Annotated in this window: 17 protein-coding genes and 1 pseudogene; 4 read left to right on the top strand and 14 right to left on the bottom strand. The window is 56.4% G+C overall.

Annotation, left to right across the window (positions count from 1 at the left end; translation table 11 throughout):
* Positions 1-14 precede the first annotated feature (14 nt).
* From ACP26L_RS10695 to ACP26L_RS10680, 4 genes are all read left to right on the top strand, one after another.
* Entirely contained in the window at positions 15-1,016 is a 1,002-nt protein-coding gene (locus ACP26L_RS10695; protein WP_426452508.1) for a FecCD family ABC transporter permease, read from the top strand.
* Positions 1,013-2,056, top strand: coding sequence for a FecCD family ABC transporter permease (locus ACP26L_RS10690; RefSeq protein ID WP_426452507.1), 1,044 nt, complete (start codon positions 1,013-1,015; stop codon positions 2,054-2,056). Before ACP26L_RS10695 ends, ACP26L_RS10690 begins: the two co-directional genes overlap by 4 nt.
* Before the next feature lie 13 nt (positions 2,057-2,069).
* Positions 2,070-2,645 (top strand): nitroreductase family protein, encoded by a 576-nt coding sequence (locus ACP26L_RS10685; protein WP_426452506.1) that lies wholly within the window; start codon positions 2,070-2,072, stop codon positions 2,643-2,645.
* Between the two features lie 243 nt (positions 2,646-2,888).
* Positions 2,889-4,355, top strand: a complete 1,467-nt coding sequence (locus ACP26L_RS10680) for a helix-turn-helix domain-containing protein (RefSeq protein ID WP_426452505.1) — start codon at positions 2,889-2,891, stop codon at positions 4,353-4,355.
* 141 nt (positions 4,356-4,496) lie between these two features.
* On the opposite strand, the gene ACP26L_RS10675 is transcribed toward ACP26L_RS10680, so the two are convergent.
* The 14 genes and pseudogenes from ACP26L_RS10675 to ACP26L_RS10610 all read right to left on the bottom strand — a co-directional run bounded on the left by ACP26L_RS10675 (position 4,497) and on the right by ACP26L_RS10610 (position 26,407).
* The gene (locus tag ACP26L_RS10675) at positions 4,497-6,752 is read right to left on the bottom strand and encodes an ATP-binding cassette domain-containing protein (RefSeq protein ID WP_426452504.1); all 2,256 of its coding nucleotides are present in this window, start codon (positions 6,750-6,752) and stop codon (positions 4,497-4,499) included.
* Between the two features lie 195 nt (positions 6,753-6,947).
* Entirely contained in the window at positions 6,948-7,742 is a 795-nt protein-coding gene (locus tag ACP26L_RS10670) for an SDR family NAD(P)-dependent oxidoreductase (protein ID WP_426452503.1), read from the bottom strand.
* Positions 7,743-7,800: 58 nt separating this feature from the next.
* Positions 7,801-8,832, bottom strand: a complete 1,032-nt coding sequence (locus ACP26L_RS10665) for an AraC family transcriptional regulator ligand-binding domain-containing protein (protein ID WP_426452502.1) — start codon at positions 8,830-8,832, stop codon at positions 7,801-7,803.
* Between the two features lie 251 nt (positions 8,833-9,083).
* Positions 9,084-9,182: pseudogene (locus ACP26L_RS10660) on the bottom strand (SDR family oxidoreductase); the annotation flags it as partial.
* Between the two features lie 923 nt (positions 9,183-10,105).
* Positions 10,106-11,542 carry an aspartate ammonia-lyase gene (aspA, locus tag ACP26L_RS10655; RefSeq protein ID WP_426452501.1) on the bottom strand — a complete coding sequence of 479 codons (1,437 nt, stop codon included), beginning with the start codon at positions 11,540-11,542 and terminating at the stop codon, positions 10,106-10,108.
* A 32-nt stretch (positions 11,543-11,574) separates the two neighbouring features.
* The gene (locus tag ACP26L_RS10650) at positions 11,575-12,840 is read right to left on the bottom strand and encodes a cation:dicarboxylate symporter family transporter (RefSeq protein ID WP_426452500.1); all 1,266 of its coding nucleotides are present in this window, start codon (positions 12,838-12,840) and stop codon (positions 11,575-11,577) included.
* A 372-nt stretch (positions 12,841-13,212) separates the two neighbouring features.
* On the bottom strand, positions 13,213-14,370 hold the full coding sequence (locus ACP26L_RS10645) for an asparaginase (protein ID WP_426452499.1): 1,158 nt from the start codon (positions 14,368-14,370) through the stop codon (positions 13,213-13,215).
* A gap of 301 nt (positions 14,371-14,671) precedes the next feature.
* Entirely contained in the window at positions 14,672-17,368 is a 2,697-nt protein-coding gene (locus ACP26L_RS10640) for a GH32 C-terminal domain-containing protein (RefSeq protein ID WP_426452498.1), read from the bottom strand.
* 168 nt (positions 17,369-17,536) lie between these two features.
* Positions 17,537-19,072: a glycoside hydrolase family 32 protein gene (locus ACP26L_RS10635; RefSeq protein ID WP_426452497.1), complete on the bottom strand. Its 1,536-nt coding sequence runs from the start codon at positions 19,070-19,072 to the stop codon at positions 17,537-17,539.
* A 41-nt stretch (positions 19,073-19,113) separates the two neighbouring features.
* Entirely contained in the window at positions 19,114-19,953 is an 840-nt protein-coding gene (locus ACP26L_RS10630; protein ID WP_426452496.1) for a carbohydrate ABC transporter permease, read from the bottom strand.
* 14 nt (positions 19,954-19,967) lie between these two features.
* Entirely contained in the window at positions 19,968-20,885 is a 918-nt protein-coding gene (locus ACP26L_RS10625) for a carbohydrate ABC transporter permease (protein WP_426452495.1), read from the bottom strand.
* 18 nt (positions 20,886-20,903) lie between these two features.
* Positions 20,904-22,811: a GH32 C-terminal domain-containing protein gene (locus tag ACP26L_RS10620; protein ID WP_426452494.1), complete on the bottom strand. Its 1,908-nt coding sequence runs from the start codon at positions 22,809-22,811 to the stop codon at positions 20,904-20,906.
* A 190-nt stretch (positions 22,812-23,001) separates the two neighbouring features.
* Complete coding sequence (locus ACP26L_RS10615; protein WP_426452493.1) at positions 23,002-24,621, bottom strand: response regulator transcription factor; 1,620 nt, start codon at positions 24,619-24,621, stop codon at positions 23,002-23,004.
* Positions 24,614-26,407: a sensor histidine kinase gene (locus ACP26L_RS10610; RefSeq protein ID WP_426452492.1), complete on the bottom strand. Its 1,794-nt coding sequence runs from the start codon at positions 26,405-26,407 to the stop codon at positions 24,614-24,616. Before ACP26L_RS10610 ends, ACP26L_RS10615 begins: the two co-directional genes overlap by 8 nt.
* Positions 26,408-26,463: the final 56 nt, after the last annotated feature.

Below are 26,463 nucleotides of genomic sequence, written 5' to 3'. Positions count from 1 at the left end.
AGGACTGGATAGGAATGAATTCGAATGTATGGAAGTCTGCAGGACTTGTGGCGGGCTGTATCGCTTTGGTGTTGTGTATCGCGGCTAGTATGCTATTCGGGGCCACCCATTACAGCATACCGGCTGCATGGCAGGCAGCCTTCCAATACGATGAGACGGTGAACGAGCAGATCATTATCCGGACCACGCGCATCCCTAGAGCGCTGATAGCCGCCACCGTAGGAGCAAGTCTTGCCGTTGCGGGAGCGCTCATGCAAACCTTGACCCGCAATCCGCTCGCTTCGCCCGGAACGCTTGGGATCAATGCAGGCGCGAGCTTTCTTGTGGTGCTGGCGGCCATCGCCTTCTCCGTGTCTTCCATGCAGACGCTGATGTGGCTGGCCTTCGCCGGCGCCGCCTTCGGGGCGGTGATTGTCTACGTGCTCGGCTCCGTGGGACGCGACGGACTCACCCCGCTGAAGCTGGTGCTCGCAGGGGCTGCGATGACGGCCCTCTTCGCCTCCTTCACCCAGGCGATCCTTGTGTTGAACAGCCAGGGCCTGAGCACCGTGCTGTATTGGCTGACAGGAACGGTAGCAGGCCGTTCACCCGAGATGCTGCGCACCGTCATTCCATATATCGTGATGAGCTGGATAGCGGCCTGGATCATCGCCCGGGACTTGAACGTTCTGCTGATGGGCGAGGACACGGCCAAGGGGCTGGGGCAGCGGACCCTCCTGCTGAAGATCGTAACGGGTATCCTTATCGTGATCCTTGCCGGGGCCTCGGTATCCGTAGCCGGCCCGATCGGCTTTATCGGGATCGTCATCCCGCATTTTGCCCGGTTCATTGTCGGCATCGATCTCCGCTGGGTGATTCCGTATTGTGCGGTGCTCGGTGCAATTCTGCTCATCTTGGCCGATCTGGCCGCCCGCTTCATCATGATTCCCGAAGAGGTTCCTGTCGGCGTGATGACGGCTGTGATCGGCGCCCCGTTCTTCATGTACATCGCACGAAAGGGGATTGTCAAAGCATGAAATCGTACATCCCCTTACGCTCCCCGCAGGGCAGCTGGTCGATCCTGATTCACAAAAAAACCGTAGTCCTCTCGCTCATCCTGCTCCTGCTCGGTAGCGTTATCGCGATCGTCTGCACCGGTCTCGGGGATATGTACATCTCTCCGCCGGATGTCATCCGCGCGATCGGGGGCACGGGCGCTGAGCCGCATATCATGGTGGTCCAGCAGCTTCGGCTGCCGCGTATTCTAATGGCCGTCCTGGTTGGCGCATCGTTAGCCGCGTCTGGGGCGATTCTGCAGGGCATGGTCCGCAACCCGCTCGCTTCGCCGGACATGATCGGGGTAACCGGCGGCGCTTCCGCTGCAGCGGTCACCTTTCTGACCTATATGGCCGGCCATATCAGCATACGCTGGCTCCCGGCTGCGGCCATGCTTGGAGCGTTGGTCGTCTCCACGGCTCTGTACCTGATAGCCTGGAAAAAAGGCGTAACCCCGATCCGCCTTATCCTCGTCGGCATCGGTATGGCGGCGTTAACCACGGCAGCCACCTCCATGATGATCCTATTCAGCCCCAAAAACGATGCGGGTCAAGCATATTTATGGCTGACCGGCTCGGTATACGCCGCCAATTGGGAGAATGTATTGACCCTTCTGCCTTGGACTGTAACTCTTATTCCGCTGTCCCTCCTGCTTGCCCGGCATGTCAATATCGGGCAGCTCGGGGACGATATTGCGACGAGCGCCGGCAGCGCTGTGGAACGGAATCGGCTCCTGCTGCTCGTGATCAGCGTGGCTCTCGCCGGCTCTGCCGTTGCTGTCGCCGGCGGTATCGGATTCGTCGGACTCATCGCACCTCATATGGCCCGCAAGCTTGTTGGCTCCAGCTTCGACAGCGTGTTCTCCGTCTCGGTGCTTCTCGGGGCTATTATCGTGATGCTGGCGGACCTTGCCGGCAGGACGCTGTTCCTGCCCCTGGATATCCCGGTAGGCGTGTTCACTTCTGCGGTGGGAGCCCCGTTCTTTATCTATTTGCTGTATACCAAACGAAATTCCAATTAGGAGGCGACCTGTAATGAAATCTGTGGAAACCAAACTTGAGGGGCCGGTAGCCCGGCTGATCCAAGCGAGAAGAACGATCCGCTCGTTCAAAAGCGATCCGGTCTCAAGAAGCCTGCTGTTAGAGCTGTTAAACGTCGCGGTATGGGCACCGAATCATTTGAACAGACAGCCGTGGAGATTTATCTTGTTTCAAGATGAAGGACGGACGACCTTCGCGAACGCCATGGTCCAAACCTACTCCGCAGAGGATAAAGAAAAGTACGGCAAGAAGAAACTGGAGTATTACAAGGCCGTGCCGGCGCATCTCATCGTAGTTATGAAAGAGGATCCCCGCCAGAAGGTATGGGATGAGGATTATGCCGCCGTCTGCAGTCTGATCCAGAACTTCCAGCTGGCTGCATGGGAGCAGGGCCTCGGTGTGGTGTGGAAAACGAACCACTTCGGCTACGATCCCCGCTTCCGCAATGACGTCGGTGTACAGGCCGGGGAGAAAATCGTCGGCATTCTCCACATCGGCTATCCGGACATCGTCCCGCCTGTGCAGCTGCGTACGCCTGCCGAGGAACTGCTGACCGTTATTGAAGAATAAAATAAAAACGGGCTGCCGACCTGCCTTCCCAAACCTCGGATATAGGTTTATACTAATAACGAACGTTGATAATGATTCTCAGGCGTTCGTTATTCGCATTTGGTCAGGAAGGTGAAGCCGGCTATGCCCCCAGGTCGTACCTCCAATTATCCACTGATTCTCCTCTCTTCCATACATAAACGCAAATTTCTGCGCAGCAGCGTGCTGCAGTTCCCTAGGCTCCCGGTAGAGCTTTTATGTATCGTGATTCAGGGCAAAGGCCTGCTCCGCATCGACCATGAGGTGTTTCCCCTGGAGACGGGCGAAGCATTCTATATTAAACCGAAGATGAAGCTGGAAGCGATTCTGGAATCCGCCGATGTAGAATGCTATCTTCTTCTGCTCCATCGTGTTACGTTCTCCAGGCACAAAGAAAACTGGACCGCATTCCGGACGGATGAGGACGCGCCCCTGCTTCCCCCTGGCAGGCTGCAACTCGTGGCAGCCAAATCCATCGTCGAAGAAACCCGGCAGTTATATGACGATAGTCGATCGCCATCCGTGCATGAGAGTCAGCTGCAGCTTACATTCCAGAGCCTGATCCGCAGCTTCCTGCACCCTGCCCCCGAGGAGCCCCCCATCGAGGGAGCGAGCAGGGGAATTGACCAAAGCATCCAGTACATGTACAAGCATTTTCGGGACAAAGTGAAGCTGGATACGCTGTCCCATATCGCGGGATTGACGCAGACCTCCTATTCCAGAAGCTTCAAAAAAGAAAAAGGCGTGTCCCCGGTCGAATATCTGAATCGAATCCGGATCGATTACTCGAAGCAGCTGCTCAGACAAGACTGCTCTATTAAGGAGGTTGCCGGACTAGCCGGCTTCGGCAACGAATTTTACTTCAGCCGTATGTTCAAGCGGGAAACCGGTGTTACGCCAACCCTGTATGTGCGGCGAAAACAGCTGAGGGTAGCGGTAGCAACTTGTTTCCGTTACCAGGATAACCTGCTTGCCTTAGGTGCAGAAGCCGCCGCCGCAATGAACGGATACAAATATGCGGAGCAAAGCGAGTCTGAGCATCAACAGCTCCTTCAGACCCAGCTGAACGCCTTGCGGCAGGCTCGCCCGGACCTGATCCTCGCCGATTTCCGGCATATGCCCTTCTACGAGCAATTGAAGCAAATCGCGCCTACGGTCGTGCTCGAATTCACAATGGATTGGCGCAAAAATCACCGCAGAATCGCTGAATTGATCGGCCGGGAGAAGGAAGCACAGCAAAATTTCACCCAGCTCGAGCAAAAGGTAAGCTACGCCCGTCACCTGTTATCCGACAGCTTCGGCGATGAAACGATATCCCTCCTGCGTCTGTATCCCGACAAAATCAGAGTGCAGGGCTCATCGGGCCATCCTGTGAACGAGCTGCTCTACAAGGAGCTGGGACTGAAGCCGGGAAGCGGCGTGCCGATCAAAGAGCAGGTCAAGGATTTCCCTTTGGCCAACCTGTCCCCGTTCGAGACGGACCACTTATTTATATTTAAGCATTATCCATCGCAATACGATGAAGAAGTGTTCTCGCAATTGCAGGAGAGCCCTTCCTGGTGCGGCATGCAGGCGTTCCGCAGCGGCCGGATTCGAATCATAACGAATTGGGTCGCTTTAAGCTGGACCCCTATCGGTCAGAATCAGATCATCGATGAACTGCTGCTGCTTCCATCCGTTTCCGCGAGATAGAATAACCCGTCTCTGTCCATTACTTCAAAGAAACCAGGGAACAACTGCCGCGCGGTCATCTGCTCCCTGGTTGTTTATTTATACCGGATTATGGAGTGAGAGGCTTCGAATCTCCTATATAACGGAAGGGGGTGGGATGCGTTACACCAGGTATCTGCCTGTGATCGACTGCTCCGCATGGATGATCTGCGCGGGAGTACCTTCGAACACCACCTGGCCGCCCTTGCTTCCCCCATCCGGTCCCATATCGATGATCCAATCCGCCCGGCTGATCACTTCCAGGTTGTGTTCGATGACGATCACCGTGTTGCCGGCATCCACAAGGCGGTTCATGAGCTCCAGCAGGTGGCCGATATCCGACATATGCAGACCGGTCGTCGGCTCGTCCATCACGTAGATGCTGCCCTTCTTATGCAGCTCGCTTGCCAGCTTGATGCGCTGGCACTCCCCGCCCGAGAGCGTGCTGAGCGGCTGGCCGAGTGTAATATAGTTCAGCCCCACATCACTCATCGCCTGTAGCTTGCGCACAACCTCCTTCAGCTCGAAGAAATCCAGTGCCTGCTCCACCGTCATCTCCAGCACTTCTGCAATCGACCTGCCGTTCAGCTTGTATGCGAGCACCTCTTCCTTGAACCGTCTGCCTCCGCATACTTCGCATGGCAGCTTCACACTGTCGAGGAATGCAAGGTCTGTATACACGACACCCAGCCCTTGGCAGTTCTCGCAAGCTCCCTTCGAGTTGAAGCTGAACAAGCCCGGGCTCACCTTATTCGCGGAAGCAAACGCCTTGCGCACATCGTCCATAATCCCCGTGTAGGTCGCGGGATTCGAGCGTGTCGACACACCTACCGCCGATTGGTCGATGACGATCGCATCCGGATGCTGGCTGAGGAATACTTCGTTAATCAGCGTACTTTTGCCCGAGCCGGCGACCCCTGTCACTACGGTCAGCACTCCGGTTGGAATATCGACACTCACGTTACGCAGGTTGTGCAGCTGGGCATCCTTGATGGACAGCTTGCCGGATGGCTGCCTGCAATCCTGCTTCAGCTGAAGCGGCCGCTTCATATGGGTGCCTGTCTGCGTCCCCGCCTCCAGCAGGCCTTCGAAGCTTCCTTCATACACGATAGTACCGCCGCGGCTGCCGGCGTGAGGCCCGACGTCAACGATATGATCCGCCACCTTGATCACATCGGGATCATGCTCGACGACGATCACGGTATTGCCCTTGTCCCGCAGCTTCTGAAGCAACCCGTTTAACCGGTGTACATCACGGGGATGCAGTCCCACGCTGGGCTCATCGAAGATGTAAGTCACATCCACCAGGCTGCCGCTCAGATGCTTCACCATCTTGACTCGCTGCGATTCGCCGCCGGACAATGTATCCGTCTCCCGGTTCAGTGTCAAGTAATCCAGTCCGATATCCACCAGATGCTGCAGCCGTTCTGTCAACGCCTCCACAACCGGTGCGGCGACAGGATCGTCGATCTCCCGAACGACGCGGATGAGCTGTCCAACCTCCATGGAGGAGAGCTCCGCAATGTTATGGCCATTGATCCGGCAGCTGAGCGCGGCCTGACTGAGTCTTGCGCCGCGGCAGCTGGAGCAGAGACCTTCGGTGATGTAGGGTGCAACTGCTTTTTGGGTACGCTCGGACTTCGTCTTCACATCCTGCTTGATGTATTTGTTCGTGAACTTCTCGATCACGCCTTCCACGGTCATGTTCATCGTCTTCCCGCCGAACTGCGTGGCTACCTTCCTCGCCTTGCCGTACAGCAGCTGTTCCAGCTCTTCCACCGGATAATCGCTGAGCTTCTTGTCGGGATCGAAGGGTCCCGACTGCACGATCATCGTCCAATCCCAGCTGTCCACCGCGTAGCCCGGCAGCAGGATTGCCCCTTCATTGAGCGATTTGGACTTGTCCAGCGCTTTGCTCATGTCGACGCACAGGCTGCGTCCGATCCCGCTGCACTCGGGACACATGCCTTGCGGATCGTTAAACGAGAACATGTGCGCCTGCCCGATATAGGGCTGACCCGCTCGGGCGAAGAGAAGACGGAGTATGGGAGAAATATCGGTAATCGTGCCCATCGTGGAATGGGACCCGCCTCCCAGCCGTTTCTGGTCCACAATAACAGCCATGCTCAGGTTCTCGATCGCGTCGGCATCCGGCTGCGGATAGCGCGGCAGAAAGTTACGGACGAACATGCTGAAGTTTTCGTTGAGCAGGCGCTGGGATTCGGCGGCGATGGTGTCGAACACGATCGATGACTTGCCGGATCCGGATACCCCGGTGAAGATCGTGATCTTCCGCTTGGGAATGCGCAGGGATACGCTCTTGAGATTGTTTTCCCTCGCCCCTGAGATGACAATATACTCTTGATTGGATATGCTCATGCTAACCACCTTCCTGATCCTGTTAATTTTAACTCCTATTCACATTGTACCATTCATCGTGCACCAAAAGTCAGGCAGCCTGAACTCATGCCTGCTCTGGTTGTACGTAAACCGGTTGTCAGCACAACGAGAACAGGGAGCAGCTGCCACACCGGCGATCTGCACCCTGTTCTCGTTGTGATATTGTTTTTGTCTTTAATAAATGGTCGGGACCATTCCCCCATCCATACGGATAGGAGAACCTTTGAATGCGCCGGCATAAGGGCTGCACATAAATGCCGTTAGTCTGCCTATTTCAACAGGTTGGATCAATCGCTGCAGCTCAGATTGAGGCAGATTGGCAGCCGTAAACTTCTTCTCTTTTTCGGCAAAAGCCATCTCGTCACCAGGGTAAATCCCATCGATGATCCGGTGTACATTTTCAGTAAGGGTGGGTCCCGGCATGATGGCGTTCACTGTAACTTCTGTTCCTCTTGTTAATTTCGACAGGCTTTTGGACAACGACAGTACCATCGATTTGGTCACAGCATACTGAGGCATCAATCCGGAAGGCATCACGGCTTCTTCACTTGCAATAAATATAATACGGCCATAGTCATGCTTCAACATGCCGGGCAAATAAAATTTAGACAATCCATTGGCAGCCAGAACATTCGTACGAAAGTAGGTTTCCCATACTTCATCGTCAATGTCCCCATATGGCATGACTTCATAAATCCCCATATTGTTAACTAAAATATCAATATGGGGGTATTGTTCGAATAGGGCAGCCCTTTGCTGCGGATCCACGATATCGGCTGCAGCATTCTGGGGGGAGGTGGCCGGAAAATCCGATTTGATCTCCTTTACCGTCCGTTCTACGTCTTCATCATTTCGTCCATTGATGAGTACATTCACACCTTCTTTGGCAAGTTCAACAGCAATGGCTTTGCCTATCCCTTTGGTTGATCCGGTAACTAAAGCAACTTTATTTTTCAATCCCATCTCCATACAGCATGTCTCCAGTCGTCTGCAGTCTTGTTCCTCGGATAGGGATTATCATACCTTTTCAGTATGGTTCAGTAACTAGTATCCGGCGCCAACCTTCTTGCTTCTCACGCCAATGTGAAGGTGTATCGCCTTCCCAAAGCCGGAAGGCACGATAGAAGGAGTTCTGGTCTTCATATCCAAGCAAGAACGCCACCTCTTTGATATCCAGCGAGGGGTCTGCCAAATATACCCGTGCCTGCTCCTGTTTGGCTTGTGTCAGCAGGTGCTTGAAGCTCGTATTCTTGTCATGGAGTCGGCGCTGCAAGGTACGGTCGCTCATTCCCAGCTTCTTCGCGACAACCTGAATGTCGGGGCGCCCTTCTGGGAGACTGCGCTTTATAAGCCGTTTGACATTCTCGGTAAGGGAGCGGCCGTCCTGCAGGTCATCCAGCGTTCGGTCCAGAACGGGAGTCAGGATGTCCAGCAGTTCTTCATTGAACGAGACAAAAGGAAGGTCCAGATCACTTCGATGCAGGATCAGCCGGTTGCCTTCAGCTCCCGTCCGGACAGGACAGCCGAAGTAAGCCTCAAGTTCCTGCATATCACCCATGGCGTGCGAAAATTCGACCAACCGCGCAGTCAGAGGCAGCCCCGTACCCCGCCGCCCGAGCTCCAGAAGTAAGGCCAGGGTGATTCCTGCCAGCAGGGGCGGACCGGGTTGTTCCTTCAGCCATCCCAGTTCGATCGCTGCGAACTCGCCCTGCTCGGTAACACGCAGGTGCTCGGGGGGACACAGCTGCTTGTAGCGCGCCATTCGATTAAGAGCATCACGGTAGTCGCGTGCGTGGTAAGTCGCTAAGACGGTCGGAGGATACTTTGCCGTTTCAAAGACGGTCGCAAGCTTAATGATACCTTGAGCCGTGTCTCCGATAAGCTCCGAATACGCTTGCCAGATCGCGAAATATTGGTCGGTGGTAACGACAGGTGAAGTAATCATGGTGTGCGGCAGCCGTGCTTTGCGAGCTATGTCTTGAGCAGCAATCCCTAACTGGTCTAATGCTGCCCAGAATCCTGGCGGCAATTTAATACGGTCTGATGGATGAGAGCTCATACCCTATGGATCTCCTGTTTATTCGACTTACACCCATTATAGCAGACGGGAGCAGCAGCCGGGGCGATCATGAATGCTCTATGAAGCTATCGTTCCTCCGCGGACCGGAGCAACCTACGCTAACCATGTATAAACAAAACCTAAACGGAAGGTTACATTTTTGGAAAGTATGGCCTCAACAAAAAAAGCCGCTGTTACGCGACTTTGTCAGGAACTATAGGTCTGCTAGTCTATACTGTGGGTCTTCCTTTTTACCATGGAAGCTGACTATCCAGGTAGTAGAAGCCGCCCGTCGGACCATCTTCAGGCAAAGTAGCCAGACGCACTGCCGTCTTCGCCCCCTCCTCTAGTAAGGAGCAAAGGTATTGACCTCAAACGTATCGCGGAATGCATCCCCCTCGTAGCCGATTTTCCTTACCAACACCACATGGATTCCTAGTTCAACCAGCCAATTGGCCAGGTTATACCAGTAATGTCCTGTCGGCTCCATCCCAACGATGAAGCTCTTTAAGCGGTGTTTTTGCTGCAGTGACCCAATCTATCGCTGCAGCTTTTCAAATCCTTCCGCAGTGTTCTTGAAGGCGGAATGTCGATTGGAAAGGACGATCAACCGAAAGTTAGTGTCTTGTGCTACATGTGTTTCCTTTGCCATAAAACCCATCATCATACTGAGGCGCTCCTTTTTGACAAAGCCGATTTCTTAGGCTATACAGGAATGTTTAGTTCAATGTGCTCATTTCTTCTTTACCGGACAGAATATTCTTATTTCATAATTCATCATCTGATTCTATTATTGTCTTCTCGTCGTATCTTTCAATATAATAAGAAACATCATTATAAGTATAGTCATTTTCAATTATCCACTTAGTTATGTAATCGTAAGCAGTTACCTTCTCCGCGGATTTTATAAAGCTTTTCCGCCTCAATCCCACGGTTTCTTATTCAATTGATTAATAAAATGATTCATATCAGATCGTAATTCCTCAGGCGATAGTTCGCTCTGCTGCTCCGCGGTAACTCCGCTTTTCCGTTAGTAACGAAAAAACAGCTGGTCGTCTGACCAACTGCTGAGGCTCTTTATTCAACTTTATCGTCATCCCAGGCTGTCAGAATTATGCCGACTGCCATTTGTATTATAATATAAACAGCTTTTTAAAAAAATTGAAGTAAACGTATGATTCCATCATTTATTATCTCTTCGCTGGCCTATTTAAACCCAAAGGGTTCATACAACCCCCCAGCAATTAAGTTGTGAGGGCTGTGTCCGACCTTCCTACTTGTCCGGATCCCCGCGGTGGAGCAGCTGCGCTCCGGCGATGCCCGGGTTCGTCATCTCGTAAGGATCGAGGATCGTGTTCAGCTCCTCTTCCGTGAGGACATTATAGAGCAGGCACAGCTCGCGGACCGGCCGGCCGGTAACGATCGCCTCGCGGGCGATCCGGGCGACGACCTCGTAGCCGAGATGCGGGTTGAGCGCGGTGATGACGCCGACGCTCTTCTCCACATACTCCCGGCAGCGGTCCGCATCGGCCTGCAGGTCTTCCAGCAGATACTTGCGGAACACATCGAACACCTGGTTCATCATGCCTAGGGACTGCAGCAGGTTGAAGACGAGCACAGGCTCCATGACGTTGAGCTCGAGCTGTCCGGCCTCGGCGGCCAGGCAGATCGTATGGTCATTGCCGCATACCTGGAATGCGACCTGGTTCACGACTTCGGCCATGACCGGGTTCACCTTGCCGGGCATGATGGAGGAGCCGGGCTGGCGGGGCGGGAGCAGCAGCTCGCCGAAGCCGGCGCGCGGACCCGAGGCCAGAAGGCGGATGTCGTTGGCGATCTTCGACATGTTGATCATGCACACCTTGAGCGCCGCAGACACCTCGGTGTAGGCATCCGTATTCTGCGTCGCATCCACGAAGTGCTCGGCGCCTGTGATCGGCAGGCCGACCAGCTCGGCGAGATGCTCGACGACCCGCTTGATGTAGCGCGGGTCGGCGTTAAGCCCGGTACCGACCGCGGTGGCGCCCATGTTCACCTCGTAGAGGTGCTCACGCGTCGCCTTGATGCGCTTGATGTCCCGGGCGAGCACCCGGCTGTAGGCCTCGAACTCCTGCCCGAGCCGGATCGGCACGCCGTCCTGCAGGTGGGTGCGGCCCATTTTGATGATGGGATCGAACTCGAGCGCCTTGCGCTGGAACGTGGTGAGCAGTTCCTCCATCGTGACGGTAAGCTTCCCGATCAGGGTCAGCGTCGACAGATGAATGGCGGTCGGGAAAGCATCATTGGTGGATTGGGCCATATTGACATGCGTGTTGGGGCTGACGGTAAAATAGTCCCCCTTGGTCCCGCCAAGCAGCTCGATGGCCCGGTTGGCGATAACCTCGTTCGCATTCATGTTGATGGAAGTGCCGGCTCCGCCCTGGATCGGATCGACGATGAACTGGTCATGCCATTTGCCCTCAATGATCTCCTGCGCGGCCTGCGCGATCGCTTCGCCGATCCGCTTGTTCAGCTGCCCGGTCTCCATGTTGGCAAGCGCCGCCGCCTTCTTCACGTACGCCATGGCCCGGATCAATTCCTGATGAATCCGGTAGCCCGTGATCGGGAAATTCTCCACGGCCCGCAGCGTCTGTATACCGTAATAGGCTTCGACGGGGACCTCCCGGGAACCTAGAAAATCTTTTTCTACCCGCACCTGACCTGATGTCATCCCATTCTCCCCTTACCGGCGGACCTTCACGGTTATGCCGCCTGTTTGATGGAATCCAAGTATTGATTGCCCTTCTTCTGGTCGTAATGCCCTTCCCACTTCGCCATCACGACGGTGGCCAGCGAGTTGCCGAGCACGTTAACGACCGTCCGGGCCATATCGAGTAGCCGGTCAATGCCCGCGATGAAGGCAAGGCCTTCCAGCGGAATCCCTACGGAGCCCAGTGTTGCCAGAAGGACGACGAACGATACGCCCGGCACGCCGGCGATTCCCTTCGATGTTACCATAAGAACGAGCATCAGGGTAACCTGCTGGGAGATCGAGAGATCGATGCCGTACATCTGGGCGATGAACAAGGCGGCCAGCGCCTGGTACAGCGTCGAGCCGTCGAGATTGAACGAGTAACCGGTCGGTACGACGAAGGAGGTAATGGCCTTCGGCACGCCGAACTTCTCCATCTTCTCGATGACCTTCGGCAGCACGCTCTCGGAGCTTGCCGTAGAGTACGCGAGAATGAGCTCGTCTTTCAGAATCCGGATGAACATCATGATGCTCGTTCCACAGAGCTTGGCGATCGCCCCAAGAATGACGAAGACGAACAGGAACATGGCGGCGTATACGGAGATGACCAGCTTGCCGAGCGGGAGCAGGGAAGCCACGCCGAACTTCGAGACGGTGATCCCGATGAGTCCGAAGACGCCGATCGGCGCAAAACGCATAATGAGGTTCGTCACCCAGAACATCGCATCCGCCACGCCGTGGAAGAAGGCGAGCACCGGCTTGCCTCTCTCTCCGATTGCGGCTACGCCGAGACCGAAGATGACGGAGAAGAAGATGAGCGCGAGCATGTCACCGGCCACGAAGGACTCGAAGATGTTCTTCGGCACGATGTTGACGAAGGTATCCGTGAAGCTGTGGTTCGTCGCTTTCTCGGTCGTATCTACATACTTCGAGATATCGCTCTTCGTCAGCTGTTCCATGTTGAGGCCGGCCCCCGGCTTCACGACATTGGCGACGAGGAGGCCGAAGATGATGGCGATGGTCGTTACGATTTCGAAATACAGAATCGTTTTGCCGCCCAGCTTGCCGAGCTTCTTGATGTCGCCTACGCCGGCTACCCCTACGATGAGCGAGGAGATGACGATCGGCACGACGATCATTTTGATCAGACGCAGGAAGATATCGCCGAGCGGCTTCAGATAAGCCTCGACCGTTGGGTTGCTGTAGAAGATGGCGCCGACGATGATACCTAGAATCAGGCCCGCCAGAATTTGAAACGCCAGACCGAAATTTTTCAATAGGATCCCACCTTATCAATAATTTTTAAAACGCTTTTAAACCTATTTTACAAGGGAGGCTACGGGGAGACTGATTGGGGCCGCCTGCTGCAGATGCATTATCCCGCGCTGTTCTATTACCTGGCTTACGGCACTGCCTTCTTCATCGTGCAGGTCAGCCGTCTGGACCGGCCGCTGTTGCTCTGGGTGCTCGGCGTGCCGCTCGAGCTGACGGCAGCGGTTTCCGAGCTGCTGCTGCGCTATGCCGGAACACCCCGGACGATTACGCTCTCGACCCTGAACGTGATCGCCATTATCGCGCTCTTCCGCAGCTTCTTCGTGATCGGCATTGTCAACCTGATATTGTATGTGTGCATTAGAATCCTCCTATTCTTAGTATTGGTTAAAATCCTTTTGAATCTTTTGTATATCTTGGGTTTGGCTGAGTACCAACATCAGCAAGATGCGTGCTTTTTGAGGGCTCAGATTGTCGGAAACGACAAATTTATTGTCGTCATCGATTTTTTCTCTGGTAACTATACCTTCAGGTACACGGGTACCGCGAACAACGACAACACCTTTCTTTATAGCATCCTGTAGACCTGGAAGTGTTTTTTCATGAACGGAGCCATTGCCTGTACCGGCATGGATAATCCCTTTCGCTCCAGCCGAAACCGCCGCGTCAACCATTACACGGTCATCATTGGCATGTGAATAGACGATATCGACACGCTTCAAATGATCTTCAGTCATACTGCGAATATCAAATTCGGACTGGTTTGTATGTTTTCTAACCGGCAAGTTGTAAAAGTAAGGTTTACCTCCTTGCATATATCCAAGGTAGCCTAGTTCCGGATTTTTGAAGGTATCAACGCCGGTAGTGCTGGTTTTAAAAGTATCCCGCGCGTTTCCAATTTTATCGTTAAAGGAGATCAGTACCCCTTTACCCTCGGCTTCTTTAGAACCGGCTAGCGCTACAGCATTGTATAGGTTGAACGGGCCGTCAGCAGACAATGCCGTTGAGGGACGCATGGAGCCGACGAACACGATCGGTTTATCGGAATGAACAGTCAAATCGAGGAAGTAAGCAGTCTCCTCCAATGTATCCGTACCGTGGGTGATGACTACGCCGTCATACTTTGGATCATCCAATGTCTTTTGAACTTCCTTCGCCAGCTTAACCATGACAGCATCGGTGTTGGATGTCCCTGAATCCATTTTCGCCACTTGAGTCGTTGTCAGGTTAGCAATATCTTTTAATGATGGCACCGCTTCAATAAGTTGATCCGGAGTCAGAACCCCCACCTGATAACCGGTAGTTTGAGCAGCACTAGAGCCGGCCGCAGCGATCGTGCCGCCCATTGTTAAAATATGAATGTTGGGTAAATTGGGTTTGACAGCATTGTTCTTATTTTCTATGGAAGCGGATTCAATTGGGGTCGTATGTTTTGTTTGTACATTCGGCTGGTTTTTTGCCGCACATCCTGTGGATATAAGAGATAATGTTAGTACAGTGACAGCCGCGATTTTCTTTCCTGTTAATTTTTTCATTTGAAAATTCCTCCTAAATAGTTTAACTTTACAATAAACCGCTTTCATTTTCAGTATAAGTCTTAGCTATAAAAATCTATACGAATCTACAAAACGATATAAGTTGAACTTAGTATTTTTTTTGGAAGAATTCTCCTCTCGTCTCATCTATATAAGTTGAACGAAGATTTACCCATCCAAGAAAAGGAGTTTTTCTTATGGATACTTGTCCTTTCCGTACCTTCCCTAAATCCACCCCAAAAAGAAGAGCCCATGCATCTGCACAGGCTCTTCTTTTTGTTTACTTTACAACCTAACAGCCTTAATTAATATGCCCAAATGGGTAAGCCCCTGCATGCAGCTGGTTGGTATTATAGAGCGCCGCTGCCGGACTTGTCTTTGTATTGCTTTTGTCTTTCCCATTGCCTTTGATCTTATCTGGTGCCGCTGACAGCTTCCATGTGTTTGTCAGCGGATACACGTTCAGAGATACGACCTTCACGCTGCCGCCGATGGTATATAGTGACATGCCCAAGCTGGCCGGATCCGGAAAGATCAGGTTGGAGAAGGCGACTCGGCCGTCGCCGCCGAACACCTCGACCGAGGATTCATCCACGAGCAGACGTAGTTTCACCCGATTGCCCGCCGGTGACAGCACCGCTTCCTGGAGCGTGCCGTAGCTCGCGGGAGCAAAGCCGTCCTCCCCGGCATCTGCCCGGTTCACGAACAGCTTAGAGGCGGCTGGAGTATAGCCGACCACCGTCTGCTCGCTGCTTCCCTGGCGAAGCCTGAAGCCGAACTCGGATGCGGCGCCTGTGCCCGGCAGCTCAAATTCAGCCTCAATCTCATAGGCGCTGCCGGATAAGCCGGCGAGTAGATTCGAGGTACTTGGCGTAATCGTCTTGTTGGTCCAGCTGCTGGCGCTCCCGCGGAGGGACTGCAGCTCCCGGACAGGTGTCTGGACGAGCCTTACGCCTTCACCGGCGATGGTCCTAAGTTGAAGTTCCCGGGGTACGGACATGATGTGCTTCCAAGCGGTAGTCGGAAAGCCAAACGGATAATCCCAGTTGGACATCCAGCCGAGCCAGATGCGCCGTCCGTCGGCAGCCGGAATGCCGTCGAAGGACATCGAGGCGTAGAAGTCTTTGCCGGCTTCATTACGGAGTACGGCGCTTGCCGGGTTGTCACTCGTGAATGCCGTGCCGTCGAACGAACCGACGAAGTATTCCGCGCTGGAACCCCCGGTAACCGCCGCACCGCCCGTGCTGATCGACAGCACCCACTTGCGGTTCGACAGGCTGCCGTCTACCGGCAGCTGGAAGAGATCCGGGCATTCCCATACTCCGGCATGCAGATAAGCGCCATAGCCGAAGGAACTGGCATACGTCCAGGAAAGCAGATCTGTGGATGTGAAGAAACGGACATGATCCCCGCCGGAGACGACCATGACCCAGCGTGAACGCTCGCCGTCCCAGACCACCTTAGGGTCACGGAAACCCCAGTTCCCGTCGGGACCGCCCGGATTCAGCACGACAGGGTTGCCCCCATAATACGACCAGGTGCGTCCCTTGTCCTTACTGTAAGCGATTCCGACTTTTTGGTTGCCATTCGGTTTGTCGGGATGGAACATGGTGTAATAGGCAATCAGCCCGGAGCCCCCGCCAAAGAGTCCGGAGGCATCATTCGCATCCACGACGGCCGAGCCGGACCAGATATGTCCCTGATCGTTCCAGGGCAGCGCGATCGGCAGGCGTTTCCAGTGCAGGAGATCCGGACTGACGCTGTGCGTCCATTTACCTCCGTCCTGATTGAACAGATGATACTCGCCTTCATAGTACACGAGACCGTTCGGGTCGCTGATCCAATTTCTTGCCATCGAGTAGTGATACTGAGGGCGGTACTTCTCAGCATAGTAAGAGGCGGAGGACCAGGCATACACGTCCTGGAAGTAGACCGTCCCGTTATACGCGTTAGTGCCTATGCGTCCGCCCGTGTAACGGGTGTTCGTCACCGATATTGCCGGCGCGGCATATCCATCAATGTAGACCTTGATGCTGGAACCGACCGCATGGACCTCGACACGGTAGCTTCGACCTGCCTCGACCGCCATGCTCCTGGACGCGATGGTCGCCCCGCCGTCCGCATCGAAGAGACGGACCTGGTCCAGGTTCGGGTCGAGACTCACCACATACCCCTGTGTGCCCGCCGCACTGCCGCGGAAGAGCAAGCCCGCCGTTCCCAGCGGCGTTCCTCCATCCACCTTCAGATCGGCTTCCAGCACGAAATCGGTATAGGGGGTTTCCGCTATCCGGAAGGCATGGGCTGCCCCCGGGGTAACTGCCTTCATGCCGCCCAGGTGAGGTGTCCAGCGGCCCCCGGTCTCCGTCCAGTTCTGGAGATTCGAGAGCAGCGAACCGATCCTCACATTCTGAAACAGGACGCTGCCGTTATATACGCCGGCTCCCACCAGCCCAACCGTATAGGAGGCGTCCGTTACTGTCATCACCGGGTCGTAAGTCGTGCCCCAATACACCTTAAGTACCGTTCCTTCCGCCTTCACCCGCACTTTATAACTCTGTCCCGGTTCGATCTCCATCGTCTTTTCTCCGAGTGTAATGTCTCCTGCGGTCTTATACAGGCGCAACCGGTCCATATTCGGGTCCACCTGCAGGGCGTAGGCCTTGGTCCCATCCCCGTTTGAGCGGAGCAGCAGCGTACCGACCGCGTACGCATCCACCACGGTCACTTCCGCTTCATAGGTGAAATCATCCGAGCTTATACTGGAAAGCGCATACATATTCTGGCCGCCGGGGGCTGTCCCTCTCCAGCCTGATGCTGCCGAGGTCCATGTACCACCCGCCGCCGTCCAGCCCGTCACATTGTTGGCTTCGGCCCCATAACTGTGGGGGAGATTGGCCCATCCCATCAGCATCACCATCCATACGCCGAGAACCAGCGTGCGTATTCCCGCCTTCAATCCGTCTTTGTTTCCCATCTTGTTACTCATCTTGTTACTCATCCTTCTTCAGCCTCCTTCACCATTGAATTCCCGTCCTTCGCCTTCCCTCTTGCTGACCGGGCCTCGCCCCCTTTCCGGCCGCCATTCATGTAAGCGCTCTACTTTGTCCGGCAAAAGAAGCGCAGCCATCCCTGCGCTCTTTCGTTATCTCCTGGGGTTCGTCCCCGCTTATTCCATTGCACCGTCTCTCTCCCGAAGCCGAAGCTCCCATAGATCCAGACGTTCGAGTACAGCCTCCCCCTTCCTTGCGAACAGGTGAATGCCTAGCGAGCTGTTGTCCGGGTAGATCCGGTTCGTCATCGTCTTCCGTCCTTCATTGGCGAAGACCTCCAGAGACGAGCGGTCCAGGAACACATGCAGCTCCACCCGGCCATCCTCCATCGGAAGCAGCTGCGCTTCACACACGCCTCCCTCTCCACGGCCGGACCGGCTGCGGTCCACGGTCAGCTTCCCGCTGCCCGGTGAATAGCAGATTTCCGTAAATTCCTCCCCGTCCTCCGAGCAGCGGACCCGCAGACCGAATTCCACCGCCTGCCCGGATGCACCGGCATCGAACACGGCTTTCAGCTCCAGTGCATCGCCTCTCGTACCGGCCGGCACCGTTTCGTCCGGGCCAATTGTGAGCGGGCCTGTACCGAAATGTGTTCCGCGAAGAACCTTCAACTCCTCCACCGGCTTCATCCGCAGGGAGCCGTCTTCCGCCAGAAGCAGCTCGCGCGGCAGGGTGCACGCCCCCATCCAGCCTTCCTCCTGCTCCGGCATCGCCGCGCCCCAAATATTCATCCAGCCGATCAGAATGCGGCGTCCGCTCCCGTCCAGGAACGTCTGCGGTGCATAGAAGTCAAACCCGTAGTCCAGCCGCTCCCCATAGCGGCGGCTGAACCGGCCATTACCATAGTCCATCTGGCCGGTGAGATACATCGTCTTCGTCGCCCCCATGTTCATCGGGGAGAAGATCAGCACATGCTCCCCCTTGTCCCCCAGAGGAAACAGGTCCGGGCATTCCCACATATCGCCCAAGGTCCCGTCGCTCTCCGCCACTGTGCCGAGCGGGGACCATTCGCGCAGATCGGGGGAGGCGTACAGAAGGGCCTCTCCGCGTCCTTCCTTTCCGGATCCGAGAATCATGTACCACCGGCCGTCATGCTTCCATACCTTGGGGTCCCGGAATCCGGCCGCCCCTGTAGGCGCGCCCTCAAGGACAGGATTAGCCGGATCCTTCCCGAACCGGATCGCGTCTTCGCTTCGGGCCAGGCATTGAACTTCTTCGGGACGTCGGCCGTCCACATGACCCGTATAGATCAAGGTGAGCACGCCTTCATCGTCCACCGCGCTGCCCGACCAACAGCCATAGCCCCCCTGCTGGCCGAGGTCATACGTCTCGGACGGTGCCAGTGCGACCGGGAGATGCTGCCAGTGCACGAGATCGCGGCTCTTGGCGTGACCCCAGTACATGGGCCCGTGCATCGGCTTGTACGGGTAATGCTGGTAGAACACGTGGTACTCGCCGCGGTAATAGATCAGCCCGTTCGGGTCATTCATCCAGCCGGCCGGAGGCATCAGGTGATACCGGAGACGGTATCCGTCAACCGGAATGGCAGCCGCAAGCAGCTCCAGGGCCAGGTTCGCCTCATCAATCCGGATGGCATGAGGAATCCCTCCATCCTCAGCAGCGCTCACGGCATTCGGTTCCTTGACATTCATATATCATTCTCCCTTTACCAGTCGTAAGAAAAGAAATTGCTTTATCCTTTGATTCCGGACATCGTGATGCCCTGGATGTAATACCGCTGCAGGAACAGGAACAGCAGCAGAATCGGGACCGTCGATATCGTATTTGCCGCCAGAATTCGGGACCAATCCGTTCCTTCCGTGGAAGAGAATGCGGCGATCGCCACCTGAATCATCTGCATCTTATGATCGTTGATGACGATCAGCGGCCAGAGATACGAGTCCCAGTTCCCGAGGAAGGTCATCAGCCCCAGCGTAATGAGGGCGGGAACCGCGGCGGGGAGCACGACACTGAGGAAGGTCCTCGGCAGCGAAGCCCCGTCCATGCGGGCCGCCTCCAGCAGTTCATCGGGAATTTCGGCGAAGAACTGCCGGAGCATGAAGATGCCGAAGACCGACAGCATCGAGGGAATGATCAGCGCTTTGTACGAGTTGAGCCAGCCAAGATCGTGCATCAGCAGATAGTTCGGGACGAGTGTTACTTCACCCGGAATGATCATCGCCGACATGAAGAGGGCGAACAGCGCCGGCTTCCAGCGGAAGCGGAGCTTCGCGAAGGCGAAGGCGGCCAAGCTGTTGATGAGCAGGACGGCGGCCGTGACCGCGCCGGCGACCCACAGCGTATTGCCGATGAACCTCAGGAACGGATTGCGGGTGCTGAAGATCACATTCTGATAATTCTTCCACGTGAACTCGACCGGGATCAGGATATGCGGGCTGAGGCTCGACGAGTATTTGAACAGCTCCTGGTAAGGCCGGAAGGACCCGAAGACCATCCATACGATGGGCAGTAGGGAAACCGCCGCGAGCAGCAGCATCAGGATATATTTCAGCGTTCGAAGAGTTAGCTTCATGACGTACAGACTCCTTACTGCTCTTCCTTGAAGAGCTTCATCTGAATGAGGGAGATGAGCAGCACGATCGCGAAGAGCGCGAAGGCCGCAGCGGTCGCATACCCCATCTGCATCTGCTGGAATGCCAGCTTGTAAATATAGAACACCACGGTCTCCGTAGATCCGTTCGGTCCACCATTGGTGAGCACGAAGACAAGTCCCGACAGCTTGATCGCATCGATCGTCGTCATGATGACCACGAAGGCCATCGTCCGCTTCAGCAGGGGCAGCGTGATGCTCCAGAACTGCTGGAGCCGGGAGGCTCCGTCGACGTATGCCGCCTCGTACAAATCCCGGGGAATGTTGTTCAGTCCCGCAAGGAAGATGATCATGAAGAAGCCGGCGGCCTTCCAGATCCCGAGCCCGATGACTCCGTTCATGGCGGTCTCAGGGTCGGACAGAAAGCTCGTCACCGGCAGTCCCAGCGCTTTGAGGAACGTGTTGAGCAGGCCGAACTCCTTGTTATAGATAAGCTTAAAGACCGTAGCCGCCACACCGGTAGAGATGATGACGGGGATAAAATAAATCGTACGCAGCCCCCCGCTTAGACGGCCCGGCTTCTGGATCAGAAGCGCAAGGCCCAGAGAGAGCGCGGTTTGCAGCGGAATCACCACGAGCGCAAAATAAAACGAATGCTTCAGCGAGCTGTAGAAGTTCCGGTCCGAGAGCAGGGCCGCATAATTATCCAGGCCCACGAACGAGGGCTTCGAGCCCACCAGCGAATAATTCTGAAACGAAATCACGATGGCCTGCGCCATCGGGTAGAAGACGAATACCAGAAGAAGCATCAGGGCAGGCAGCAGGAACCCTGCCGCCGTTCTGCGTTCATGCCGGTGAAAGCGGCTCACTGTCTTCTTCGGCTGTGCCGCCGGTACTGCGGTTCTCAGCTCCATGGCCGGCTCCCCTCTCCATTATTTCTTCTCTTCATAGACAAACACGCTGACTGTAGCGGATACCTTGCCGTCCGGGGTTACCGCCTTGATCTCTGCTTCGCCCGGCTTCCCTCCTGATACGACGGCTTCCGATTCCCCGTCCGCCTGGACTGCGGCCACGGAAGAATCGCTGGACTCCCATCGAAGCTTCTGGGGAGCACCCGTGGGCATCACCGCAGCCCGCAGCCTGGCGCTGCCTCCGGCCTGCAGGTCCAGGCTGCCGCGGCTGAGCACGATCCGACGCGGCACGCGGCTGTCCGGGTCCTCATCCCGCCAGACGGTGCGCATCGGGTAGAAGCGTGCCTCCTCCAGCGTGACGTGGCCCTGCGAGACGAACAGCTCCAGCCCGCTGCTCAGGGCATCCGGGAATAGGATGGCGGATACCACCGCCTCACCGTCCCCGCCGAAGACCTCAAGGCTTGACTCGTCGACGAACAGGTGCAGCTTCAGCTTCCCATCCTTGAGTGTCAGCGGGGCCTCCATCGTCTCGGCGAAGTCAGCCTCGAAGGCGCTCACCCCCGATCTCGATCGGTCCACCGTCAGCTTTCCTGCATCAGCATCATAGCTTATCAAGGTTTCTTGGCTGCTGCCCTTGCGTACCTTCAGGCCGAATCGGGCGCCTGTGCTCACCGTGAACTCCGCTTGGAGTTCATAGCTGCTTCCCTTCATCCCTTCCAGCGTGTGGAGGCCCGGTCCCAGCTCCCTGCCGGCGGCGTGCACCGGCTTACCACGTAGCTGCTCCAGCTCCTTGACGGGCAGCTGCACCAGCCGCAGCCCGCTGCCCGGGATCTCCCGCAGCCGCAGCTCCCTCGGGATGGAGAGATTGCCCTTCCATGGCGTCGTCGGCATCCCGAACGGATACCGCCAGTTCGACATCCACCCGGTCCAGATGCGCCTGCCGTCCTCGGCCGGGATATCCGAGTAGGAGACGGCCGCGTAGAAGTCTCTGCCATAGTCCGTCCACAGCACCTGCTGCGGCGGATTCTCATTCCGGAACAGAGTTCCGTCAAAGGAACCGATGAAATACTGCGCGGTGGATCCCTTGGTGGCCGCATTGCTGCCGATCGAGACATGCAGCACCCACTTCTTCTCTCCGGTGCCTTCCACCGGCAGCTCGAACAGATCCGGACATTCCCACACCGCCGCGTGGGAGCCCTGCCCCGTTCCGAACTCGCTGGCCAGCTTCCAATCCCTGAGATTCTTTGAAGTGTAGAATAGGATCTTCTGATCCGCCGAGACGACCATCACCCATGAATTGGAAGGCTCATGCCAGATCACCTTCGGGTCTCTGAAGTCCTTCAATCCCGGGTTCGGGATTACCGGGTTCCCTTCGTACTTGGTCCATGTCCGGCCGCGGTCCGCACTGTAGGCGATGCTCTGCGACTGCGTACCGCCCTTGAAATGGGTAAAGACCGCGACCAGCCCGGGCTTCCCCCCGAAGAAGCCGCTCGTATCCTTCCAGTCCACCACGGCGCTTCCGGACCATATCTCTCCGAGCGGGTCCCGGGCAAGCGCGACCGGCAGATGCTCCCAGTGCAGCAGATCCCGGCTCACCGCATGGCCCCACTGGCCGCTGTTCTGGTAGAACTGGTGGTACTCGCCCTCGAAATACACCATCCCGTTCGGATCGCTCAGGTTCCCTGTTGGCGGAGACAGGTGATACTGCGGACGGTGCAGTTCCGTATAATAGTCAGGGTCCGGATGATACCGGTATGCTGCGCTCTGCGATGCGTCCTGCTTCTGTTCCTTCACTTCCCTCTCGCCTCCCTTCCCGGGCTCTTCAACTGTGCACCCCGCCGTAAGACCAAGACAGGAAGCGGCGAGTATGCCGGCCAGCAGCCGGCTTGCGGTCCCTGCAGGCCTCTTCTTCCCAATTACGTTTTCCATGTCTTATCCCCCGCATCTCTTATCCTCCACTGCGCCCTGCTCCCGTTTTGGCTGACCTTATTGTAGCGAAATTAAGCCATGAATCATTTCACTATCCTCTGGTCTTTTGTTGTGATTTGTTTAGCGGACGGACATCCGGTGAACGGCATAAAGGCCCCATCCGAAGATGAGGCCCTGCTTTCCTGCAGCGCTATGGCTGGCGGGACGGCAGCGCATCCCTGTATTCCTTGGGGCTGAGGCCGTAATATTTTTTGAATACCGTGCTGAAATAACTGGAGCTGGAATAGCCGACCAGGGTGGCGATATCCGTGAGCTTCAGCCCGCTTTCCTCCATCAGGGAAGCGGCCTTTTCCATCCGCAGCTTCGTGACGTAATCGCTGAAGGTGAGGCCGGCATTCTGTTTGAACAAACCGGACAAGTAGGTTTCGTTGATATGGAAACGCTCGGCCAGCGAAGCCAGCGAGAGTTCGTAGGCGTAATTCTCTTCCACGTACCGGCGGACGGCCTCCGCCAGCTGCTGTCCGCCGGAGGAGCGCGTCTTCCGCACCTCCTTCATCACGAGCTCCGCGAGGCTTTTCAGCTGATCGACCACCTGGTCCCTGGAATGAAACTGGCGGAGGGTCATCTGGCAGTTCCACAGGTGCTGCTGGAGCGAGGGGTCGCCGAGCTCGAATTTCTTGGCGATCGAGCCAAGCAGCAGAATAACCCGGAAGCTGAGGAACGTAAAGGCGAACATCGACAGATCCCCGTCCTTATGGAAGATCTCCCGGAGCACTCTTCCTGTGCCTTCCGCATCGAGATTCTCGAGAGACAGCACGAGCTTCCGCTCCAACTCTGCAGGCAGTGTATGCACCGTCTCCTTATCCGGCTGCCCGCCCTCCCCGCGCCGCTGAACCGTACCCTGACTCCAGTCGAGCATGCAGGAAGCATAGGCATCCCTCAGCCCCTGAAGCCCCGCAGCCCAGTCTCCCAGACCCGTTACGGTCTCCACCCTCAGATACCGCTTGATATTCCGCTGGAGCTCGCGGAGCATGTCTTCCGCCGGCAGCTCATCCGGCCTGCCGCAGCCGCTGCGCGTCAACAGGCAGTACATCATGGAGGGATAACTGTAATCGTAGAGGGGGTAGACATTCGGCCACGGCTCCGCGCTTTCCCTGCATACCATCTGAAACGCGACGGCAAGCAGCTCCTTGCGCTCGCTCCAGTCATCGAGCCGTCCGGGAGGTACACGCATCTCGACCGCCGCGAACCGGACCTGCAGCCCCTCACCGGCAAGTCCGGTCAGCTGCAGCTGCCGCAGCCTCTCCCTCACCGCCGCAAGGCTGAAGTCCTCGTCCTTCACCAGCTGCCAGATCAGCTGCTCCTGCAGTGTTCTCAGATGCCGGCTTGTCTGCAGCTGCTCTCTCTCTTGCTCGCGGCTGCGGTTCTTCTCCTCCTTCAGCTCGGCAGAGAGCTTGGCGAGCAGGTCCGTTAATTCGCTGCGGACCACAGGCTTCAGCAGATAATCCTTCACCCCCAGCTGGATGGCCGCCTTCATATACTCGAAGTCGGAATACCCGGAGAGCACGATAATCCGCAGGCCGGGGTACTTATCCCGGCAGGCCTTCATGAAGGCGATGCCGTCCATGCGGGGCATCCGCACATCCGAGATGACCACATCGGGGAGCCCGCGCCCCTCCAGCAGCTCGAGCGCTTCGAGCCCGTTCGCCGCTTCCGACTCGATATGGAAGCCGGCCGCTTCCCAGTTTATCTTGGCCTTGATACTGGAGCGGACCCCGATTTCATCATCAACCAGCATAATCTTATACATGCGGCTCACCCCTTAGGATAGGCAAATTCAAGATGATCTCTGTCCCCTTCCCGGGGGCAGATTGAAGAGTGAGCCGAAACGCCTGACCGTACTGCAGGCGGCAGCGGGATAGCACATTGCGCAGCCCGATGCTATGCCCCTCGCTGTCCAGGATCGGCACCGCATCTCCGGATTCGCCTTCCGCCTGCAGCTCGCGCACCAGCTCCGGCTTCATGCCGATGCCGTTATCCCGCACGCTCAGCACAAGGCGTTCTCCGGAGATCCCGGCGCTGATCTCAACCTCTGCGGTCCCTTCCTTCTCGAGACTGTATTTGACAGCATTCTCCACAAGGGGCTGGAGAATGAACTTGGCGATGTAAGGCTGTCTGGACGGCCCGTCATCCCTGACGGCCAGCTTCAAACGGTCCCCATGCCGCAGCTGCTGGATCAGCAGATAGTCACGGATATAATCGAGCTCCTGCCCCGCCCGGACCAGATCGGAGTTAAGATTCAGCGAATACCGCATCATTTTACCCAGTGCCTCTGCCGCATCCATGACCAGGTCCTCCCGCTTCATCGCCGCAAGTCCAGTGATGATCTCCAGCGTATTATTGTAGAAATGCGGATTGATCTGCAGGAGCAGCGCCTTGTACTCGGCACTTTTGCGGCGCAGGTTCGTCTCGTATTCTGTCTCGATCAAATACTGCAGGCGTTGCGTCATCCGTTCAAACTCCCCGGCCACATAGCCCACTTCACTGCCGGATGTCTTCTGCCCTTGCATCTGCCCGAGAGCGGCGGCGAACTCTCCGAGCTTCACGTGCTTCATCGCCCTGGCCATGGCGCTGAGCGGTTGGGTCACGCCAGCGGAGAGCCGGTAAGCCGCGGATCCGGCCACCACAAGCAGCAGAAGGGTGACGAGAAGGATCGTGCGGCGCGTCCGCTTGATTTGGGCATACAGCTCTTCTTCCGGCACCTCGCCGACAATCGTCCAATCCGCCGCTGGCAGCTTGCGGAAGAAAATCGAATAATCCACCCCCTCATGCTCGATGGAGAAGACGCCGCCCAGCTGTCCCGCTGGCGTCCCCTTCAGCTTGGACAGCGCCTCCCGGAGGAGCTCCGTATGTCCGGACAGATCCTGATTCAGCACGCTTCCTCCATCCCCGGTCAGCAGGAATACCTTCCCCGTCTCTCCGAATTGAATCTTGCCGATCGCGCTTCGCAGCAGGGCCGTGGGATAATTGACCTTCACAATGCCGGCGGCACGCAGGGACTGCAGGTGGACCAGCGGGAGCACGAAGCTGTTCACCTCTCGGTTCCGCAGAGTGAGATCTCCCTGGTCGTTATCCTGGTGCGCCGCCGTCCATTGAAGGTTCTCCGTCTGATAGCGCCGATACCATTCGCTGTTCCGGTATGTCCGGTCCTGCGTCCACATCCCGCCGGCACTCTCCGTATACGTGGTGATCGAGATCCCGTTCGAATTATTGAGCGCATACGAGGACATATACTCACGAAGTGCCTGCTTGGCCAGTACCGCCTCGGCTGTGGACCGGTCCCGGTCCAGCTCCAGGGCGGCCCACGCTTGAGCCGTACGGCTGCTCATCACCTGGCTGCCGATATCCTCGATCTGGGTCATGAGGGTAACGGCATGGGATGCAAACTGGTCTATTGTCTGTGCTGCGGACGATTCGACGGAAGCTTGGATGATCTCCTCCGCCTGCTCGCTGAGTGTGAAGGCAAGCAGGGCGAAAGGCACGATCATCAGGATGGAGAAGGCCGTCATGAGACGGCTGCGCAGTGAGAAAAACACATGGGACCCCCCGCCCTCTTATCTATGGATTGTAAACAGCCGAATGGAACTGCGGA

Source organism: Paenibacillus sp. S-38 (assembly GCF_049942825.1).
Taxonomy (GTDB): Bacteria; Bacillota; Bacilli; order Paenibacillales; family NBRC-103111; genus Paenibacillus_G.
This window is presented reverse-complemented; position numbering and strand designations above follow the sequence as displayed.

Bases quoted from the DNA above. Each gene is read 5' to 3' on its own strand.
- ACP26L_RS10630 (WP_426452496.1), bottom strand. From the start codon at position 19,953: ATGAAGCTAACTCTTCGAACGCTGAAATATATCCTGATGCTGCTGCTC.
- aspA (WP_426452501.1), bottom strand. From the start codon at position 11,542: ATGACATCAGGTCAGGTGCGGGTAGAAAAAGATTTTCTAGGTTCCCGG.
- ACP26L_RS10645 (WP_426452499.1), bottom strand. From the start codon at position 14,370: ATGAAAAAATTAACAGGAAAGAAAATCGCGGCTGTCACTGTACTAACA.
- ACP26L_RS10665 (WP_426452502.1), bottom strand. From the start codon at position 8,832: ATGAGCTCTCATCCATCAGACCGTATTAAATTGCCGCCAGGATTCTGG.
- ACP26L_RS10620 (WP_426452494.1), bottom strand. From the start codon at position 22,811: ATGGAAAACGTAATTGGGAAGAAGAGGCCTGCAGGGACCGCAAGCCGG.
- ACP26L_RS10640 (WP_426452498.1), bottom strand. From the start codon at position 17,368: ATGAGTAACAAGATGAGTAACAAGATGGGAAACAAAGACGGATTGAAG.
- ACP26L_RS10625 (WP_426452495.1), bottom strand. From the start codon at position 20,885: ATGGAGCTGAGAACCGCAGTACCGGCGGCACAGCCGAAGAAGACAGTG.
- ACP26L_RS10615 (WP_426452493.1), bottom strand. From the start codon at position 24,621: ATGTATAAGATTATGCTGGTTGATGATGAAATCGGGGTCCGCTCCAGT.
- ACP26L_RS10635 (WP_426452497.1), bottom strand. From the start codon at position 19,072: ATGAATGTCAAGGAACCGAATGCCGTGAGCGCTGCTGAGGATGGAGGG.
- ACP26L_RS10670 (WP_426452503.1), bottom strand. From the start codon at position 7,742: ATGGAGATGGGATTGAAAAATAAAGTTGCTTTAGTTACCGGATCAACC.
- ACP26L_RS10695 (WP_426452508.1), top strand. From the start codon at position 15: ATGAATTCGAATGTATGGAAGTCTGCAGGACTTGTGGCGGGCTGTATC.
- ACP26L_RS10685 (WP_426452506.1), top strand. From the start codon at position 2,070: ATGAAATCTGTGGAAACCAAACTTGAGGGGCCGGTAGCCCGGCTGATC.
- ACP26L_RS10690 (WP_426452507.1), top strand. From the start codon at position 1,013: ATGAAATCGTACATCCCCTTACGCTCCCCGCAGGGCAGCTGGTCGATC.
- ACP26L_RS10675 (WP_426452504.1), bottom strand. From the start codon at position 6,752: ATGAGCATATCCAATCAAGAGTATATTGTCATCTCAGGGGCGAGGGAA.